The sequence below is a fragment of the Chitinophaga eiseniae genome (assembly GCF_900167135.1).
Taxonomy (GTDB): Bacteria; Bacteroidota; Bacteroidia; order Chitinophagales; family Chitinophagaceae; genus Chitinophaga; species Chitinophaga eiseniae.
Genome location: NZ_FUWZ01000002.1, coordinates 1,549,821 through 1,568,603 on the forward strand (window position 1 = coordinate 1,549,821; position 18,783 = coordinate 1,568,603).

Genomic DNA, 18,783 nt, shown 5'->3' on the forward strand with positions numbered 1-18,783 from the left:
TATGTATAGTAAAGAGTAAATCTAATTTTTGCAGCTTACATAATAATTAAGCCTCTTCTTGTTTCTCTGCAATTTTCAGTTTGATCTTTGCTTCGATTTCCGCAGACAGCTCCGGATTATCGCCCAGTAACTGTTTTACTGCATCGCGGCCCTGACCCAGTTTATTGGAGTCGTAGCTGAACCAGCTACCGCTTTTCTGGACGATGCCGTATTCTACGCCCATGTCGATGATCTCACCCATTTTGGAGATACCCTGACCGTAGATGATATCGAATTCAGCCTGACGGAACGGCGGCGCTACTTTGTTTTTCACCACTTTCACTTTCACACGGTTACCTACTGCTTCATCACCGTCTTTGATCTGGCTCATACGGCGGATATCCAGCCTTACAGATGCATAGAACTTCAGGGCGTTACCACCGGTAGTAGTTTCCGGGTTACCGAACATTACACCGATTTTTTCACGTAACTGGTTGATGAATATGCAGCAACAGTTGGTTTTGGCGATAGTGGCTGTCAGCTTACGCAGCGCCTGGGACATCAAACGTGCCTGCAGGCCCATTTTGCTTTCACCCATTTCACCTTCCAGTTCGCTTTTCGGTACCAGCGCGGCTACAGAGTCCACTACAACTACGTCTACGGCGCCAGATAAAATCAGACGGTCCGCAATTTCCAGCGCCTGCTCACCATGGTCCGGCTGTGAAATCAGGAGAGAATCCACATCCACGCCCAGTCTGCGTGCATAGCTGCTGTCAAAGGCGTGCTCAGCATCCACGATGGCACAAATACCACCTTTTTTCTGCGCTTCCGCAATTGTGTGGATGGCTACGGTTGTTTTACCGGAAGACTCAGGACCATAGATCTCAATGATCCTTCCTTTCGGAAAACCGCCAATGCCCAGTGCGATATCAAGCCCCAGGGAACCGGAAGAAATTACTTCCATCGGAGCTTCTGCTTTTTCGCCCATCATCATCACAGATCCCTTACCGAAATCTTTCTCAATCTTATCCATTGTAAGGCGTAACGCCTTCAGTTTTTCTGTATTGGCTGTAGACATATCTGTAGTTGTTTTTTACAAATTTAATCGAAAAGCATATCTCCAACTGGAATGCTAAATTATAACCTAATTTTTGATTTTCCTAAATTTTTTAGCATTTTATTTTCAATGCTAAAAAAACTAGTATTCATATCGTATTCGGTCTCACTTTTTTCGCTTCGCCCTAACGACATAACAAAGATCCGAAGCCATTACGCATTGAATGTGCGTAATCATCTTCCCGTGAAAAAAAATTTCTGAGGCAGGGGACAGGGGGGAAATACTGCATTTTTAAAAAGCGTAGTTATACGCTTGAGGTTCAACGCAGAATATCGGACTTTTGTATTGTCAAGTTTAGTTGTTGATGATTGTACCCCAGATGTTTGTTAGATTGTTTGTTAACCTGCCTTGCGGCCTTGCATCCATGTTACCGGAATAAGCAGTCCGGCTGTTAAGGTAAACCCCAAAAAGTTTTTTCCCCATCCAAAACATAGCATATTCCTTGTCTGGCGCTCTGAAAAGAGAAAGCCGGCAGGGAGTATGCTACCGTTGGATCAGATCACCAGGAACCAGCAGGCGGCCAGCTGGGTGATGATCCCGATAAATAAACCGGTGTAAATCTCGAAAGGCTGATGGGCGTTCAGTACCATCCGCGCTGTAGCTACCACGCCGGTCACCAGGAAGGTGATCACCAGCGGTAACGACACGTTCATGTGCATGCCCCACATCAGGGCCAGCAGAAACCCAATCACACCGCCCCAGCCGATACCATGCAGGCTGGTCTTCATAAAACTATTGGTAATGAAAGAGATAGACACGGCGAGAAAAGAACCAAGGAAAAAAGCGGTGTAGAACCGCGGCGCCCGGCCTTCCTGCAGAAAAGTGTAGAAAGCCCAGAAGTAATAAATAATAATAGCGACGTATGGAATAATCCGCTCCCGCTGCGTCTTCATATAAACAGAGGACACAAACCCCAGCTGCTTGCCCAGCAGCACTGTCAGCAACGGGAAAAATATCGTGATCGCCACTACCCGGAAATACAGGATGTCAAAAGCAAACTTTTTGCTCATGGGCTTAAAAGCCACCATGTACTCCGGAATGGACTGTAATATTAAAAAGGTTACCAGCGTAGGGATAAACAGCGGATGGGTGATATAGGAGATCACCTGCGACAGCGACCTGGCTGCAGGTGGAAATACCGGGCCTTCACCGGTACGGATGTTACTTTCCGGTAACGCTTGTTCGTGCATCATCTTATTCTTATAATTCTTTACGTAAACGGGCAACCGGTATGTTCAGCTGCTCCCTGTATTTGGCCACCGTCCGGCGGGCAATATTATAACCCTTGTCCTGCAGCATCTTGGTCAGGTTCTCGTCACTCAGCGGCTTCCGTTTGTTCTCCGCCTCTATCAGGTCGGAGAGTATCTTCTTCACCTCCCGGGTGGATACTTCCTCACCGCTGTCGGTAGACAGGGACTCGGAGAAAAAGAACTTCAGCTTGAAGGTACCGAATTCTGTCTGCACATATTTACTGTTGGCCACGCGGCTCACCGTAGAGATATCCAGCTGCGTACGGTCGGCAATGTCCTTCAGGATCATCGGCTTCATGGTGGTTTCATCACCGGTCAGGAAAAACTCCCGCTGGTAGTCCATGATAGACTCCATAGTAGATAACAGCGTATGTTGCCGCTGTTTAATGGCGTCGATAAACCATTTGGCAGCATCAATTTTCTGTTTGATAAACAATACCGCTTCCTTCTGGCGCTTGTCTTTCTTGTCGCCGCGGTCATATTCCCGCAGCATGTCTTTGTACCCGCCGGAGATCCGGAGGTCAGGCGCATTGCGGGAATTCAGCGTCAGCTCCAGTTTACCGGCATTGTTCATGATGAAAAAGTCCGGCAATACGTAACTCTCCGCTTTGTTGAGCGTCGCATAATTGCCGCCGGGTTTCGGATTCAGCTTGATAATCTGATTGATGGACGCTTTCAGCCCTTCATCGCTTAGGCTCAGCGCTTTCTGTATCTTTTCGTAGTGTTTCTTGGTAAACTCGTCGAAATAATTCTCGAGGATCTGGTAGGCGGTGTTCACGCCTTCATCGTCCTGCGGTTTCCGCTTCAGCTGCAGCAGCAGGCATTCTTTCAGATCGGTGGCACATACGCCGGCAGGGTCAAATTCCTGGATCTTTTTGATCAGCTCCCGGAGCTCTTCTTCTGTGGTGTCTATGTTCTGGGAGAAAGAAAGGTCATCTACCATGGCGCTTACTTCACGACGCAGATAACCGTCGTCATCGATACTGCCGATAATATGCTCGGCGATGGCGTTCTGGTGATCGTCCAGTTCCAGCATGCCCAGCTGGCTCAGGAGGTGTTCGTGGAAAGATGTTTCCACCCGGATAGGGATGGTTTTGTTGCTCTCATCCGGATCGGGATAGTTGTCGTCCCGCAGTTTATAATCCGCTACATCGTCATCTCCATCACTTACGTATTCGGAAATATCTATATTGTCATATTCGCTTTCGCTGCCGTCCGGCTCAAAATCATCCTCTTCATCGCCTTCACTGTCTGTCTTGGCGTCAAAATCCTCCTGCTCTTTGAATTCGTCTTCATGTGTGTCTTCACCGTATTCGAGGGCAGGGTTTTCTTCCAGTTCTTCTTTAATTCTTTCTTCCAGGTTGACAGTAGGAACCTGCAGCAACTTCATGAGCTGAATCTGCTGTGGTGAAAGCTTTTGTAATAACTTCTGCTGTTGTGTCTGCTTTAGCATAATAATCGTTCCCTACAGGGCAAAATTAATAAGTATAAGGTTAACGATAGCCTTACCGCCTTTAGCAGTCCACAGTCAGCGGTCATTACCGGCAACGGTGGCAGCTAATGCCGGGGGCTATAGGTCCAGTTCCAATTGCTCCGGCAACAGGCGGAAAGACTTGCGGTGGTAGGGGGTGTCACCGAACTCCCGCAAAGCATCGCGATGTTGCCGCGTCGGATAGCCTTTGTTTTCATTCCAGCCGAAATGCGGATACTCCAGGTGCAACTGCTGCATGTACTCGTCACGATACGTCTTGGCCAGAATGGAGGCAGCGGCAATGGATGCATATTTGCCATCTCCCTGAACAATGCAGGCAAAAGGTACTTTGCCGTAAGCATAAAACCGGTTACCGTCAATGATGATAAATTCCGGTTGCCGGCTCAACTGCTCCAGCGCCAGGTGCATTGCCCTGAAAGAGGCTTTCAGTATGTTTATCTTGTCTATTTCCACATTGTCTACACTGGCTACGGCATAGTGCAATGCTTCTTTTTCTATCACTCCGCGCAACAGGTCCCGGTCTGCCGCCGTCAGTTGTTTGGAATCATTGAGCAGCGGGTGACTGAAACCTGCCGGTAATATCACGGCCGCAGCAAACACAGGGCCCGCAAGGCACCCTCTGCCGGCCTCGTCACAGCCAGCCTCCAATAATTCGTCCTGATAATGAGATAGTAGCAAATCCGGTTCTGTTTAAGACGGGTAAAATTACAAGATTAATGTTAAGGAACAAGGAATCCCGAATTTTACACGGCTTACTGGGAATCGCGTTTGAACAGGTCTTTGAAATCCTGTTTGAAATCTGTCCACTCTTTATCAGATTTTTTCATCAGCTCATCAGCTGCCTTACGGGTACTGTCCCACGCATCGGCGCTGCTGTTCTGCACCTCTTTCATTTTTTTGTTCATCTCCACTTTCAGGCCCTCCAGCTTTTTCCGCGCTTCCCTGCTTTTCTCCGTCCCTTCTTTTTTCAATTCCTCGCTGGTCTGGTCTATCTGCTTAATCCGCTCCCGGATCGCATCTTCCGCCTGCTTTTTCTGTTCGTTGAGATAATCCCCCGTACTGTTGGCGGCGTTTTTTACGTCCTCCTTCAACTTAGCCGCGTCTTCCTTCATCTCTTCCCGCTTCTCTTCCTGCTGTTTGTTCTCATTACACGCCAAAAACGCTGCTACACCCAGTATTAACATTATTTTTTTCATGATCAATCCATTTAAACAATTAAAAAATATAGGCTTTTAAATTTTTGGCACGCCTTATTGCGTTGCTCCCTTTTATCAAAACATATTCCAGTTTTTTTGTTCACTGCCGGGATATATTATTTACAGAAGAAAAAATAGGTATAAATTATTAATATAATTTAAAAAGACAAATTACCGGGGAAGATCCTACTCATTATGCCCCATCCATGCGTCCGTTAACAAAAAAATAGCTAGGTTTGAGGTCCTTTTACAACAAAACCAAACTGATATGAGAAAAAAATTACTGGTTTTGCTCTTGCTGCTTAGCGTAAGTATTAAATGGGCAAAAGCAGACGAGGGCATGTGGCTCCCTTATTTACTGGGCCAGCAGACCTACAATGACATGGTCAAAAAAGGTCTTAAACTGACCAAGGAACAGCTGTACAGCATCAACAAAGCATCCCTGAAAGATGCGATCGTGATCTTTGGCGGCGGCTGCACCGGCGAAATAGTAAGCAATGAAGGCCTCATCTTCACCAACCATCACTGCGGCTACGGCGCCATCGCGGCAGCCAGCTCAGTAGAACATAACTATCTCAAAAACGGTTTCTACGCAAAAAATAAACAGGAGGAAATTGCTTCCCCCATGCTTTCTGTCCAGTTCCTGGTGAAAGTGGAAGACGTTACCAAAGATGTGGAATCCCAGCTGAAAGGACTCAGCGGTGCCGACAGAATGAAGAAAGAACAGGAAGCCTATGCCGGTATCATCACCAAAGCTACTACCGGCACCGAATACGAAGCGAAAGTAGTGCCGATGTTCAAAGGAAACCAATACCTGATGTTCGTATACGAGCGCTTTAAAGACATCCGCCTCGTAGGCACTCCGCCGGAAAGCGTAGGTAAATACGGCGGCGACACCGATAACTGGGAATGGCCCCGCCACACCGGCGACTTCTCCGTTTTCCGCGTGTATGCCACCAAAGACGGTAAACCAGCCGCCTATTCCAAAGATAACGTACCCCTGAAGCCTAAACACTTCCTGCCGGTATCTGTCAAAGGCGTGAAAGAAAACGATTACGCCATGATCTTCGGTTACCCCGGCGGCACCAACCGTTACGAAACTTCTTACGGCCTCAAACTGAAAACAGAAGTGGAAAACCCGTCCCTCGTGAACCTGCGCGACGTTAGGCTCAAAGCCATGATGGAGCAGATGGTGAAAGATCCGGCGGTGAAACTGCAACTGGCTTCTTCCTACGCCGGTATCGCCAACTACTGGAAATTCTTTGATGGCGAAACCAAACAGCTGAAACAACACCACGTACTGGAAGACAAGGAAAAAAATGAAGCTGCCTTCGCGAAATGGGCCCAGGACAAACCTGAATTCGCCAATATCATGAACGACTACGCAGCAGCTTATAAAGCATGGTCTCCCTACGCCAAACACCGCGTATACCTCACGGAAGGCGTACTCGGTTCCCCGGTAGCGGCTTATGCCGCCTCCCTGATGGCGCTCGAAAAAGCCCTCGTAACACCCGGCGCTCCCAAAGACGCCGCACAACAGGCTGCCGCCGCTGCTGATAAAGCACGCGCCAACTTCCTCGGTGAAGAAAACAAACCCAGCGACCAGAAAATACTGGCAGCTACCGCCCGCATGTTCTACAACGACGTGCCGAAAGATCAGCAGCCTACCGGTTACTTCGAAACACTGAAAAACAAATTCGGCAGCCTCGAAGAAGATAACACCTGGAAACTCTGGGCCGCTTCCCTGATGAACAACACCATCATCTTCGACGATGCGAAATGGAAAGCGTTTATCGCTAACCCCGACGCGGTAACCCTGCAGAACGATCCGATATTTAACTACGCCAGCACTTTCATCAGGAATTATGCAGGTAAATATCAACCGATCCACAGCCAGTTCGTAGTGAAAAACAATGACCTGGGCCGCGAATACCTGAAAGGCGTCATGCAAATGCAGCCTAACGGTAACAGATACCCGGATGCGAACTTCACCATGCGCCTTTCCTATGGCCGGGTGAAAGCTTACTCCCCGCGCGACGCTGTACATTACGACTACGCAACTACCATGAAAGGCGTGATCGAGAAATATGTTCCGGGAGACTATGAATTTGACCTGCCGGCCAACTACATGGACCTGTACAACAAAAAAGATTTCGGTCAGTATAAAGACGCCAAACGCAACGACGTAGTAGTGGGCTTCATCACCACCAACGATATCACCGGCGGTAACTCCGGTTCCCCTGTGATCAATGCCAACGGTGAACTGATCGGCCTCGCCTTTGACGGCAACTACGAAGCGCTGAGCCACAAAATCCAGTTTGACGCCGACTACAACCGCACTATCTGCGTAGACGTACGCTATGTGCTGTGGTGTATCGAAAAACTCGGAGGTGCCAAAAACATCATCCATGAACTGAAGCTGGTAAAATAAGCCTTTGCCTGCTCAAAATATACATCCCGTTCCGGTACCGCCGGAACGGGATTTTTTTATGCCGGGCCGCCAAACATTTCCCTTCTGCACGGTGTTATCACCAGTAAATAACCGCCTGATCCGAAAACTCAACAACCGTGCATGCATAAACGAAATATCCGACTGGCCGCCTTTTTCCTGTGCTTGTGTACGGCTATTCCCCTGGCCTATGCAGGGGCCGGACCTGTCATCGACACTACTGTCACCAGGGACACCACCGCCATCAAACCCGGATTTCTGAAGAAAATAACGCTGGGTGGCGTATTCCAGGCGAGATACACCGTTTCCCTCCATTCCAATGTGGATGTAAATGGCACCCATCAGGCGGATGCGGGGAAGGAAGTGGTGCGTAACAGCTTCAGTCTCAAAAGAGCGCGCCTTCAGGTGAAGGCACAGGTAAGCGACCGGTTCCAGGCAGGCGTGCTGGTCAACTTCGCCGACTTCGCCAGCGACCCTAAAGGAAAAGTGCTGGAAAATGCCTTCATTTCCTACCGGTGGAATGACGCTGTCAACTTCACGGTGGGCCAGTTCCGGCCCTCCTTTGGCCTGGAAGACCTCTACCCGGTAGATATCATCCGGTCCATGGATTTCTCCAATCAATACTATGCTTTTGGGAATAACGGCTGGCAAAGTTTCCAGGTGGGCGTGTCCATGTTCGGCACCTTCCGGAAAAACACATCGCTGCCCATTAAATACGCCGTCTCTGTGGTCAACGGAAACAACCGTAACCAGGTGGCCGACGATGACAATGGAAAACTGGCTTCCGCCCGGCTGGAATTCGGGGACATGAACAAGCTGTCACTCGGCCTGAACGGCGGCGCCGGCACCGTAAAACAATACAGCGTATATGCGTTGGGGATAGACTTCAGCGGCGTGGTGCCGCTGGCGGAAAAATTTGACCTGCAGCTGCAGTCAGAGTTTAAGCAGGGAACGAACCATCGCTTGTTTTACGGACTGGCGGACAGCCTCCGCAGAGGCCCGTTGAACGAATACGGGATGCATGGTGTTTATCTGTTGCCTAACTTCCGGTACAAGATCAACTACCATAAACTTACATCCATTGAAGTGTCGATGCGTTATGAATATTTTAATGAAGACTACCGTCATAGCGGCAACGCCCGCCGGACCTACATTCCCATGATCAGCCTGGCTTTCCTGAAGGATTATGGCGGACGTATACAGCTGGGTATGCAGATTGACAATTACGACCGGAATATTCCCGGAACAAAAACACACAATAGTAACCTGATGATCGTACAGGTGCAATGCAGAATATAAAAGGCCATTATTATGAAAGAAATCAAGTATCTACAGCTGTTGGTCACGGTTATTTTCGGCGTTATTATCTGGCTGATACCTCCGCCGGTGGGCGTAACACCGGAAGCATGGCACCTGCTGGCCATCTTCCTGTCCACTATCCTCGGTATTATTCTGAAAGCAGCCTCCATGGGAACGATGTCCATATTGGCCATCACCCTTGTGGCTTTAAGCGGTGTGTTGGCGCCCGGAAACCCCGGCAAGTCCATTACCCTGGCGCTCAGTAGTTTCGGAGACAAGGTAATTTGGCTGATCGGTATTTCTTTCTTCATCGCCCGTGGGTTTATTAAAACCGGGTTGGGTAAACGTATCGCCTATATTTTTATCCGCATCTTCGGCAAAAGCTCGCTGGGTTTGGCTTACGGCCTGGGCCTGGCTGACCTGGTACTGGCGCCGGCGGTGCCCAGCAACACGGCAAGGGGGGGAGGCATCATCTATCCCATCATGAAATCCATGGCCATGAATTTTGGCTCAGTGCCGGAAGATCCTGCCACCCATCGCAAACTGGGCGGCTTCCTGACGCTGAGCAGCTACAATATGAACCTCATCACGTCATCGCTTTTCCTCACCGGCACTGCGAGTAACCCTATGTGTCAGAAATTCGCCAAAAATATGGGTATCGATATCACGTGGATGTCGTGGTTTGCCGCTGCGCTGGTGCCGGCTGCGCTGTCTATCATCGTGGTGCCTTTTGTGTTGTATAAAGTATATCCGCCGGAGCTGAAGTCAACCGGCAATGCGCCGGCTATGGCAGCGGAGAAATTGAAGGAAATGGGGCCGGTGCATAAAAACGAGTGGCTGATGCTGCTGGCTTTTGTGATCCTGCTGGTCCTGTGGATCACCGGCGATCTGTTTGGGATAGACGCGACCACTACTGCGCTCATCGGACTGGTGTTCCTGCTGCTGTCGCAGGTGCTGGACTGGGAAGATGTTAAGTCTGAAAAAGGCGCCTGGGACACGATCGTATGGTTTTCTGCCCTGGTAATGATGGCCAGCTTTCTCAACTCGCTGGGCTTCATTCCCTGGTTCAGCGACCTCATTAAAAAGCAGGTGGGCGGTATGCAGTGGATGGTCGCTTTCCCGATTATTGTGCTCGTTTATTTCTACAGTCATTACATATTCGCAAGCGCCACCGCACATGTGGCGGCCATGTATTCGGCCTTTCTGGCGGTGGGCATTTCTGTGGGCATACCTGGCACGCTGCTGGCGCTTGTGCTGGGCTTCTGCGGCGGTATCTTCGGTACGCTGACCCACTACGGTCACGGCCCGGCGCCGGTATTCTTCGGCAGCACCTATGTGGAACTGAAAGACTGGTGGAAATGCGGATTTCTGTTGAGCATCGTGTATATCATTCTCTGGATGGGCATTGGCGCCGGCTGGTGGAAGGTATTGGGCATCTGGTAACAACTAAATATCAAGCTATGGGTCAATGGCGACAAAAAACATTAACCAGGAAAAACTGGATGGCGTTTACAGGATTATTCCTGTGTTTCTTTCTCGTTATTCACTTGCTGGGCAATCTGCAGCTGATGCTGCCCGACGAAAGGGCGCACCTGCAGTTCAACGCTTATTCTCACCTGCTGTCTGGTAATATCCTGATCAAGATTATTTCATGGGTATTGTATGCAAGTATTATCGCGCATGTGGTATATGCCATTGCTATAACGTTAACGAATAAACGTTCACGTGATGTTAAATATCACTATGACAGACGGGGAGAGGTGAGTAAATGGTATACCCGTAACATGGGCGTGCTGGGCACCATCATTTTTATATTCCTGGTGATTCACTTCCGCGATTTCTGGTACGTGTACAAATTTGGTTCGCTACCGTTGGACGAACGGGGCAATAAAGACCTGTACCGATTGGTGGTGGCGGTATACAGCGAAACATGGTATGTGCTGGTATACGTGTTGTGTATGGTGGCTTTGTGTTATCACTTGTTGCATGGTTTCTTCAGCGCTGCCAGAACGCTGGGGGTATATCACCCGCGTTATGTGCGATGGGTGAGGGTGATTGGCTGGATATACAGTGTGGGCATCTGCGCGGCCTTTGCATGGATACCGATTTATGTTCACTTCTTAAAATAATGGGGTATGCTGGACGCAAAAATACCGGACGGGCCGCTGGAACACAAGTGGCGTCATTACAAGGAACATGCTAAGCTGGTAAATCCTGCTAACCGTAAGAAGCTGGAGGTGATCGTGGTGGGCACAGGATTAGCCGGCAGCGCTATTGCAGCCTCGCTGGGGGAGATGGGTTACCGGGTGAAGAGCTTTTGTTTTCAGGATACGCCGCGCCGGGCGCATTCAGTGGCGGCCCAGGGAGGCGTTAATGCCTGTAAGAACTATAAAAACGACGGGGACAATGTTTTCCGCATGTTTTATGATACCATCAAGGGAGGCGATTTCCGGGCACGGGAGGCCAACGTGTACCGCCTGGCAGAATGCAGCGCCAGCCTGATAGATCAGGCCGTGGCGCAAGGCGTGCCTTTCGGCAGGGAGTACGGTGGTTATCTCAACAACCGTTCTTTCGGCGGCGTGCAGGTATCGAGAACATTTTACGCCCGCGGGCAAACCGGGCAGCAGTTACTGCTGGGAGCCTATCAGGCGCTGATGCGGCAGGTACACCAGGGCACCGTGAAAATGTATGCCCGGCATGAAATGCTGGAACTGGTAACGATCGACGGTAAGGCGAAAGGCGTCATTGTCCGTAATCTCGATACCGGCGAGATAGAACGGCATGGGGCACATGCCGTGATACTGGCCACTGGTGGTTTCGGGAAGATCTATTACCTGTCTACCCTGGCGATGGGCTGTAACGGTTCCGCCATCTGGCGGGCGCACAAGAAAGGCGCGTTGATTGCTAATCCGAGCTGGACGCAGATCCATCCTACCAGCTTGCCGCAGTCGGGGGAATACCAGTCCAAGCTGACACTGATGTCTGAATCCCTGCGCAATGACGGTCGTATATGGGTACCTAAGAAGCAGGAGGAAAACAGGCTGCCCAACCAGGTGCCGGAAGAAGAGCGGGACTATTACCTGGAACGCCGTTATCCGGCGTTTGGTAATCTATCGCCAAGGGATATCGCTTCCCGGGCGGCGAAAGAGCGTATCGATGCGGGTTATGGCGTAGGGCCCCTGAAGAATGCGGTTTATCTCGACTTCTCGAAAGCGATTAAGGACCAGGGAATAGATAAAATCAGGGAGAAATACGGGAACCTGTTCCGCATGTACGAAAAAATCACGGGTGTAGATGCTTATAAAGAGCCGATGAAGATTTCGCCGGCAGCACATTTTTCTATGGGCGGTTTATGGGTGGACTATGAGCTGATGACCACCATTCCCGGATTGTTTGCGCTGGGAGAAGCGAATTTTGCGGACCACGGCGCCAACAGGCTGGGGGCTAATTCGCTGTTGCAAGCCTGTGTGGATGGCTATTTTATCGCGCCGTACACGCTGGCCAATTACCTGGCGGATGAAATTAAGACCCCGGCGACGGATGTGCATCATCCGGCTTTTGATGCTGCGGTTAAGCAGGTGGAGGAGCAGTTGCATCTGCTGAAAAGCATTGGTGGCAAACTATCGACGGATTATTTCCACAAAACGCTGGGTAAAATACTGTACGACAAATGTGGGTTGTCACGCTCCGCAGAAGGGCTGGAAGCGGCGATCGGGGAGATCAGGGAGCTACGGCAGCAGTTTTATGCCGATCTGTTTGTTCCGGGCGGATATGCCATCAACAGCGAGCTGGAAAAAGCCGGGAGGGTGGCTGACTACCTGGAGCTGGGAGAGCTGATGTGTTATGATGCACTCACGCGGGAGGAGTCCTGCGGGGCGCATTTCCGGCTGGAGTACCAGACCCCCGAAGGGGAGGCGATGCGTAATGATGCGGATTTCGCTTTTATATCTGCCTGGGGGTGGGCGGGAGAAAACCAGCCGCCGGTGTGGAATAAAGAGCCCCTGATCTTTGAATTTGTTACACCTACCGTAAGAAGCTATAAATAACGTGTATGCATATACGATTGAAAATATGGAGGCAGGAAAACAGCCACGATACCGGTAAGATGCAGGATTATGCAATAGCCGATGTGAATCCCGACATGTCTTTCCTGGAGATGCTGGACATGCTGAATGAGCAGTTGCTGGCACAGGGGCAGCGGGTCGTGGAGTTTGACCATGATTGCCGCGAGGGCATCTGCGGACAGTGTGGTATGATGATCAACGGGCGGGCGCACGGGCCTTTAAAGAACACGACCACCTGCCAGCTGCATATGCGCAGTTTCCGGGAAGGGGATACCATTTACATAGAGCCTTTCCGTGCGACGGCCTTTCCCGTGAAATGTGATCTTAAAGTAGACCGCAGCGCGTTTGACAGGGTGATACAGGCCGGCGGTTATGTAGCTGTCAACACCGGGCAGGCGCCAGAGGCCAACAGTATTCCGGTGGGGCACCCGGTGGCGGAAGCGGCGTTTGATGCAGCAGCCTGTATCGGATGCGGCGCCTGTGTGGCGGTGTGTAAAAATTCCAGTGCAGCATTGTTTACCAGTGCGAAGATCACCCATCTGGCATTGCTGCCGCAGGGAGCCGTAGAGGCGCAGGAAAGGGTACGTCGTATGGTGGACCAGATGGACGCCGAAGGGTTCGGTCATTGCAGCAATACAGAGGCGTGTGAAGCCGAATGCCCGCAGCAGATTTCGGTGCTGCACATCGCACGGATGAACTGGGAATACAACAAGGCGCAGCTGCTGAAAAAATAGCGCAGTACTACGTTGCGGCGTATACGTAGTTATACGTAATTTGAAAATTTTGTTGTTTAAAACGAATGTTATTTGCAAAAAAAGGTGTAGATTTGCATCCGCTTTTATACCGAAGATATACTGTTGCGAATAAGAGTTGCTACATGCAATAGTGTTACCCCGGATTTTATTTGTAACAGGGTTTGTTACCCTACCCCAAAATGAAGTATTAAAAAGATGAAACATTACAACACGTTTGTGGTGGCCCTTATGCTGCTGGTAGCGGCAATGACGGCTTGTTCCCCAAACCAGGAAAGAAAAGAAAAAGAAACAGCTACAGTGACCGGTAATGCCGGTAATTTTCTGATCATCAGAGGTCATGGTTTTAGCAAAGAAAAAGAAGCTAACAAAGTGATCTTTGGAGATGTGGTAGCGCATATATTGCGTGCAGAAGCCAACTATCTGCTGGTACAGGTACCTGAGCAGAAAGCAGACACTGTACAGGTGGTAGTAGCAGTAGGAGCTAACACCTCCAACGCTATGTTGTTTGAATACAACTCCGCACGGAAGCTGGTTGCATCCGCACGGGAGTTCGCCAGCGTGGCCTATTAATAACGCAGCGTTTAATTGTTATACCATAGCTTTATTAGTAAAGTAGAAATGAAGAGGGCGCCTCCGACAGAGGCGCCCTCTTTTGTTTTTTTCCGGAAGATGTCCTGCTAGATTTTTATCAGCCGGTGCTGATACTTTTCCGTACCACTGATCAGTCGGATAATATAAACGCCGGGCGCCCAGCCATTGACAGACAGGGTGGTCCTTCCTGCACGGCGTTCGCTCAGTATCCTGTTGCCCGCTGCGTTGAATACTTCCAACACAAAAGGCGCATTGTTTACCGGTGGGATCACCACATAACTGGTAGCAGGGTTGGGAAACACCGCCAGCGGGTGACTGCCGGCAGCAATGTGCCCGGTCATGGCGTAAGCCGTTTGAGGCGCAGCCATGAGCATCGGTGCGGCTGCGGCGGCGGTATCGGGGCAGACAACGGAAGGGATGTATTTATCCACTACCCGTTGAAACAGGATACGATGGCCGGCCGCGTTAAAATGTACATCGTCGCCACTGTTGTATTCAGGCAGTATGTATCCGTTGGGTTGTGCGAGTCCGTTCCAGAAATCAATGGCCTTATCTCCGAAGTAGAGATTGATGGTGTCTTTCATCTGTGCCAGCCGCAGTGCGGCGGCATAACCGAGGTTGCCTCTGGGTTGGGTGGTAGCCACCCATAATGGAACATGATGCAGCGCTGCTTCCTGTTTCAGGGCAAGGTAATTGGCGGTTTGTTTGGACAAGGGGAAGTTCCGCGCTTCATCGTTGCTGGGCATATTGATGATGATGGCATCTGCCTGCAGCGCGATAGCTTTTGTGATGTTGTGCGCGGTGTCTACGGAATACGTGATGCCGGACACGGTATAGGGCGGAGTGCCGGTGGGCATGATCGCCTGTGTTGTGTTGCTGCCGAACGCCATCAGGATGATAGAGTCTGCACTGTTATGCTGTTGTTTGAGATAACGGTTATACCGCATTACCCAGGCGCTGTCGCGGTTGGGAAGACCGTTGCCCCATGCGGTAGAAGAGCCCAGCACCACAATACGCAGCGGTTTGTTGCAACTACCGGGTACATATACCACTTTACCTCCGGCAACGCTGCTGTAGTAGTGGCGGTTTAAGGTGGCTTCCATATTCAGCCGGTAATAGTATTGTTGGTTGAGCGCTGCGGTAGTGTCGGTAAACTGGTAATTGCGTTGTGTGGATGCGCTTCCCGCGGCGTTAACGTTGCCGATGGCCATCCAGCTGATGGTATCGATGCTTCGTTCGATGACGAATTTTACCGTACTGTTTTCTTCGATGGTGCTCCAGGAGAGTTGTAGCCGTTGTCCGGCGGTGGCCACTGTAAAAGCGGACAGCCGGAAGGGCGGGGCGGGAGCTGTGGTACACAGCGCCTGCGGCAGTTGTTTGGTCACCACCCGGTCGAACAGGATGCGTTGTCCGGCGGAATTCAGCAGGGCGTCATCGCCGCTGTTGTAGGCCGGCAGGATGTATCCTCTGCTGTCGGCCAGTCCTGTCCAGAAATCGATCGCTTTGCTGCCGAAATAGGTAATGATGCTGTCTTTCATTTGCGTGAGACGGGTACCGGCGGCGAGGCCCAGGTTGCCGCGGGGTTGTGTGGTGGTTATCCACAAGGGGATGTTGTATAAGGCGGCTTGCCTTGCGAGGGCTTTCAGGTTTGCCACCTGTACGGTCATCGGGAAGTTGCGGGCTTCGTCTTCATTGGGAATGTTTATGATAATGGCGTCGGGCGACAAGGCAATGGCGCGGGTGATATTACACGTGGTGTCTACTGCGAAGGTGTTCCCGGACACGGTATAAGACGGTGTTCCATTGGCCTGGATGGTGTGGGTGGTATTACCTCCTTTCGCCAGGATGATCACCGTATCGGACGGATGGTGCGTTGCTTTCAGGTAACGACGGTAACGGAATGTCCAGGCGCTGTCGCGTACCGGCACGCCGTTGCCCCAGGCTGTAGAAGAACCTAGTACAACAATCTTCAGGGGATTGGTACAGGTCTGGGAATAGCTGCCGGAAAACGGTAACAGGGAAAAGAAGGTAAGCAGATACAAGTAGCACAGCTGTTTCATGGGGTTGATAATTAGGGATTAATAATAAAAATTCAGCGGCTGTAGTGTATACGAAAAACAGGGGGTGTATCTGCGGTTAAAAAGTATTTAAAGTTAAGCAATTTAACCCGTTTGCGGAAAAAAAGAGGTTGTCTTATACAAGACAACCTCCTCTGTTATAATGGGTTACTAAGTAGTCTATTTCAGGTCTTTCGGCTGCATCCCGAATATCATGACCAGCTGATTGTTTTCGTAGAAGTTCAGTGTCTGGTCTGCCACATCATAGCGATAGGTATGTTCGCCGATCCTCTTCAGAAATTCCGTTTCGCGGCGCATCACATTTTCATCCATGCAAGCCATTCTTGTGCTGATCGCCATTGTAAAGGTAATGTTTTCTCCGTTAGTTTGGTAACCTCCGGAAATCCTGTTACAACCACCTTTACCATGGAAGCGTTTAGCTACCGGATCAAATTCTACCCAGATACCGGATTGTGTGAGTGTGCTGTCTCCGAGTTTGATGAGGTTCCATCTTTTACTGGCGATAAACGCCCACGGGGAGCCTGCTTCAGGAGTGGTGTTCACTTTTTTCTTCTCCAGAACTTTCCGCAACGTATATCTGATTGAAGAGCCATCGGCCGGTGGATTTTTAACGGGCGTCACCCTTACCAGCAGTTTGTAACGATAGCCGGGCGTATATTTAAATCCTTCAATGTTGGTGTACAGGTTAGACCATTCGGTATCCTTCACTCCTTTGATCTGCAGACATTCCATGGGCGCCACACCGGTGCAAGGCTCCTTGGACTCTTTCACATAAATAGTCTGTTTTTTTGGGGACTGCTGCTTTTGTACAGGCTTCACGGGCGTCATCAATGTCGTAGCCAGCGTCAATGCTAATTCAAGAAACATAATTGTGATTTTAATCTTTAACAACAAAAGGTACCTGACGGTTTACTTTTGTCAGAATACCTTCTGTTTGCAAAAACGCTGCCAGCATGCAGAATGTTACAGCTTTCAGGACGATTTTCGTTTACCTATCCGCTGAATGATGCTGGTATAGTAGGCCAGTTTATCTTTTCCCGGCAGGCTGATTACCTGTACATCATTGGCGGCAAGCAGGTCCAGCTTGAATTTGGAGCCAGGCACCAGCTCTTCCGGAATATAGTAATAGAGGGTGTTGTGTACCGGTACATTTTTATGATGAAATTTCTGACGCGCCCTGTAAGTGAGCAGCCACCAGAGGTCTGTTTCCACAAAATCGAGCGATAGCCCGAAGATGTGGATGTCGTGCGTAAAGAAAAAGTCTATCCACGAATGGTAGTACACCTGTTTGGCGTGTATGCGTCGCAGTAAGGATTCCTTGGGTACTTCCTTGCTGGAGTAGAAGGTGCCGCTTACCACATAATTCCGCATCAGCTGGAGCTGTCCGCCATAGTGCTCAAAGCCAAGGTTGATACTCATGGGATTGAGGCAGTCGCCATGGATGTGCCAGTAATGGATATCGTCCATGGTGTACCTGCGGAAGATGCTGTAGAATTTTTCGTTGATAAGACTGGTGTTTTCATAAGGAGTCCGGCCTTCAAGGGTAAACTCATAATTGGTGGTCAGGATATGCGCCGGTTTCAGCGCCCGGATGGCGGCGTGGATGCCATTGGCTTTAATTTCGGCGGCTTTGATGGCGATAAAAGCTTTCAGTTCCCGTTCCCGAAGTTTTTCTCTTTTGATGGCGGTTAAAAAAATTTCTTCATACAGCAGCGGGAATGGTTTTTTATCATCCAGTTCCACGCAGTCTCCTGTATGACAGAAGGTGATGATATCCTGCAGCAGGTCTTTCCAGCTTTGTCCGCTGGAAATGTTGTTGATATCATTTCCGATTAACAAAATAAGGTTGTTCATAGCAGGTGTATATGGTTTTATGAGTGGATAAAGCGGAAGGTGAGGTTAATCCTTCCGGAGATCTGCCGGTTTGTTTTGGGTACCTGATGTTCCCAGTATTGCTGCAGTGTCCCTTTCATGACCAGGAGGGAGCCGTGTTCCAGCAAAATTTCATGTTTCAGGTGATGATCATTTTTATAGCGTAATAAAAAACGGCGGGAGGCGCCGAAGTTGACAGAGGCGATTACCGGCTGGGGGCCCAGTTCGGGCTCGTCGTCCGCATGCCAGCCCATGGAGTCGCTGCCGCTGCGGTAAAGGTTGAGCAATACACTGTTGAAATCTGTTTGGGCAATATGGGTAATACGGTCGCGTATTTCCTGTAGCGCCGCCGTCCAGGGACGAGGTTCAAAGGTATTGCCCGAAAAACTGTAGGAAGTGGCTACGTCTCCATACCAGGCCATCAACCGCGGGAATAACACCTGTTTGCCATACATGTTCATCGATTCCTGTTTCCAGTCGATCGTATCCAGTAACGTCTGATAATAAACATCACTTTCCGCGGGCTTAAAAAGGCGCGGATAATAAGCCAGTTCTCCGTTCTTCAGGTGGATGGCATTCCCGGCGTCGGGCTCTTCAAAAAGGCTTCCCTGCAAACTCATGATACAAATTTACGACGGCAG

At 50.1% G+C, this 18,783-nt stretch carries 16 protein-coding genes; 7 read left to right on the forward strand and 9 right to left on the reverse strand.

All coding sequences use genetic code 11. The features are described 5' to 3' along the window. Positions 1 to 46: 46 nt before the first annotated feature. The 5 genes from recA to B5D63_RS16015 all read right to left on the reverse strand — a co-directional run bounded on the left by recA (position 47) and on the right by B5D63_RS16015 (position 5,034). Complete coding sequence (recA, locus tag B5D63_RS15995) at positions 47 to 1,057, reverse strand: recombinase RecA (RefSeq protein ID WP_078669781.1); 1,011 nt, start codon at positions 1,055 to 1,057, stop codon at positions 47 to 49. A 533-nt stretch (positions 1,058 to 1,590) separates the two neighbouring features. Further along, on the reverse strand, positions 1,591 to 2,289 hold the full coding sequence (locus B5D63_RS16000; RefSeq protein WP_078669782.1) for a hypothetical protein: 699 nt from the start codon (positions 2,287 to 2,289) through the stop codon (positions 1,591 to 1,593). 7 nt (positions 2,290 to 2,296) lie between these two features. After that, positions 2,297 to 3,799, reverse strand: coding sequence for an RNA polymerase factor sigma-54 (gene rpoN / locus B5D63_RS16005; protein WP_078669783.1), 1,503 nt, complete (start codon positions 3,797 to 3,799; stop codon positions 2,297 to 2,299). Between the two features lie 117 nt (positions 3,800 to 3,916). Beyond that, positions 3,917 to 4,516 (reverse strand): ribonuclease HII, encoded by a 600-nt coding sequence (locus B5D63_RS16010; protein ID WP_078669784.1) that lies wholly within the window; start codon positions 4,514 to 4,516, stop codon positions 3,917 to 3,919. A gap of 74 nt (positions 4,517 to 4,590) precedes the next feature. Continuing rightward, complete coding sequence (locus B5D63_RS16015) at positions 4,591 to 5,034, reverse strand: hypothetical protein (protein WP_078669785.1); 444 nt, start codon at positions 5,032 to 5,034, stop codon at positions 4,591 to 4,593. Between the two features lie 268 nt (positions 5,035 to 5,302). On the opposite strand from B5D63_RS16015, the gene B5D63_RS16020 reads away from it, so the two are divergent. The 7 genes from B5D63_RS16020 (at position 5,303) to B5D63_RS16050 (ending at position 14,171) form a co-directional block, all read left to right on the forward strand. Next, the gene (locus tag B5D63_RS16020; protein ID WP_078669786.1) at positions 5,303 to 7,465 is read left to right on the forward strand and encodes a S46 family peptidase; all 2,163 of its coding nucleotides are present in this window, start codon (positions 5,303 to 5,305) and stop codon (positions 7,463 to 7,465) included. A gap of 141 nt (positions 7,466 to 7,606) precedes the next feature. Further along, positions 7,607 to 8,782 carry a porin gene (locus B5D63_RS16025; RefSeq protein WP_078669787.1) on the forward strand — a complete coding sequence of 392 codons (1,176 nt, stop codon included), beginning with the start codon at positions 7,607 to 7,609 and terminating at the stop codon, positions 8,780 to 8,782. A gap of 12 nt (positions 8,783 to 8,794) precedes the next feature. Next, on the forward strand, positions 8,795 to 10,225 hold the full coding sequence (locus B5D63_RS16030; protein WP_078669788.1) for an anion permease: 1,431 nt from the start codon (positions 8,795 to 8,797) through the stop codon (positions 10,223 to 10,225). Between the two features lie 17 nt (positions 10,226 to 10,242). Next, a complete protein-coding gene (locus B5D63_RS16035) occupies positions 10,243 to 10,911 on the forward strand; it encodes a succinate dehydrogenase cytochrome b subunit (RefSeq protein ID WP_078669789.1) in 669 nt (222 codons plus the stop codon). 6 nt (positions 10,912 to 10,917) lie between these two features. Continuing rightward, a complete protein-coding gene (locus tag B5D63_RS16040) occupies positions 10,918 to 12,828 on the forward strand; it encodes a fumarate reductase/succinate dehydrogenase flavoprotein subunit (RefSeq protein ID WP_078669790.1) in 1,911 nt (636 codons plus the stop codon). 5 nt (positions 12,829 to 12,833) lie between these two features. Further along, positions 12,834 to 13,580: a succinate dehydrogenase/fumarate reductase iron-sulfur subunit gene (locus tag B5D63_RS16045; protein WP_078669791.1), complete on the forward strand. Its 747-nt coding sequence runs from the start codon at positions 12,834 to 12,836 to the stop codon at positions 13,578 to 13,580. 216 nt (positions 13,581 to 13,796) lie between these two features. Then, positions 13,797 to 14,171: an IPT/TIG domain-containing protein gene (locus B5D63_RS16050; RefSeq protein ID WP_078669792.1), complete on the forward strand. Its 375-nt coding sequence runs from the start codon at positions 13,797 to 13,799 to the stop codon at positions 14,169 to 14,171. Between the two features lie 107 nt (positions 14,172 to 14,278). Here B5D63_RS16050 and B5D63_RS16055 read toward each other — a convergent pair whose 3' ends face one another. The 4 genes from B5D63_RS16055 to B5D63_RS16070 all read right to left on the reverse strand — a co-directional run bounded on the left by B5D63_RS16055 (position 14,279) and on the right by B5D63_RS16070 (position 18,762). After that, positions 14,279 to 16,252 carry an SGNH/GDSL hydrolase family protein gene (locus B5D63_RS16055; RefSeq protein ID WP_078669793.1) on the reverse strand — a complete coding sequence of 658 codons (1,974 nt, stop codon included), beginning with the start codon at positions 16,250 to 16,252 and terminating at the stop codon, positions 14,279 to 14,281. Positions 16,253 to 16,429: 177 nt separating this feature from the next. Then, the gene (locus tag B5D63_RS16060) at positions 16,430 to 17,137 is read right to left on the reverse strand and encodes a DUF4377 domain-containing protein (RefSeq protein ID WP_078669794.1); all 708 of its coding nucleotides are present in this window, start codon (positions 17,135 to 17,137) and stop codon (positions 16,430 to 16,432) included. A gap of 105 nt (positions 17,138 to 17,242) precedes the next feature. Next, positions 17,243 to 18,124: a hypothetical protein gene (locus tag B5D63_RS16065; RefSeq protein WP_078669795.1), complete on the reverse strand. Its 882-nt coding sequence runs from the start codon at positions 18,122 to 18,124 to the stop codon at positions 17,243 to 17,245. A gap of 17 nt (positions 18,125 to 18,141) precedes the next feature. Next, positions 18,142 to 18,762, reverse strand: a complete 621-nt coding sequence (locus B5D63_RS16070; RefSeq protein WP_078669796.1) for an alpha-ketoglutarate-dependent dioxygenase AlkB family protein — start codon at positions 18,760 to 18,762, stop codon at positions 18,142 to 18,144. Positions 18,763 to 18,783: the final 21 nt, after the last annotated feature.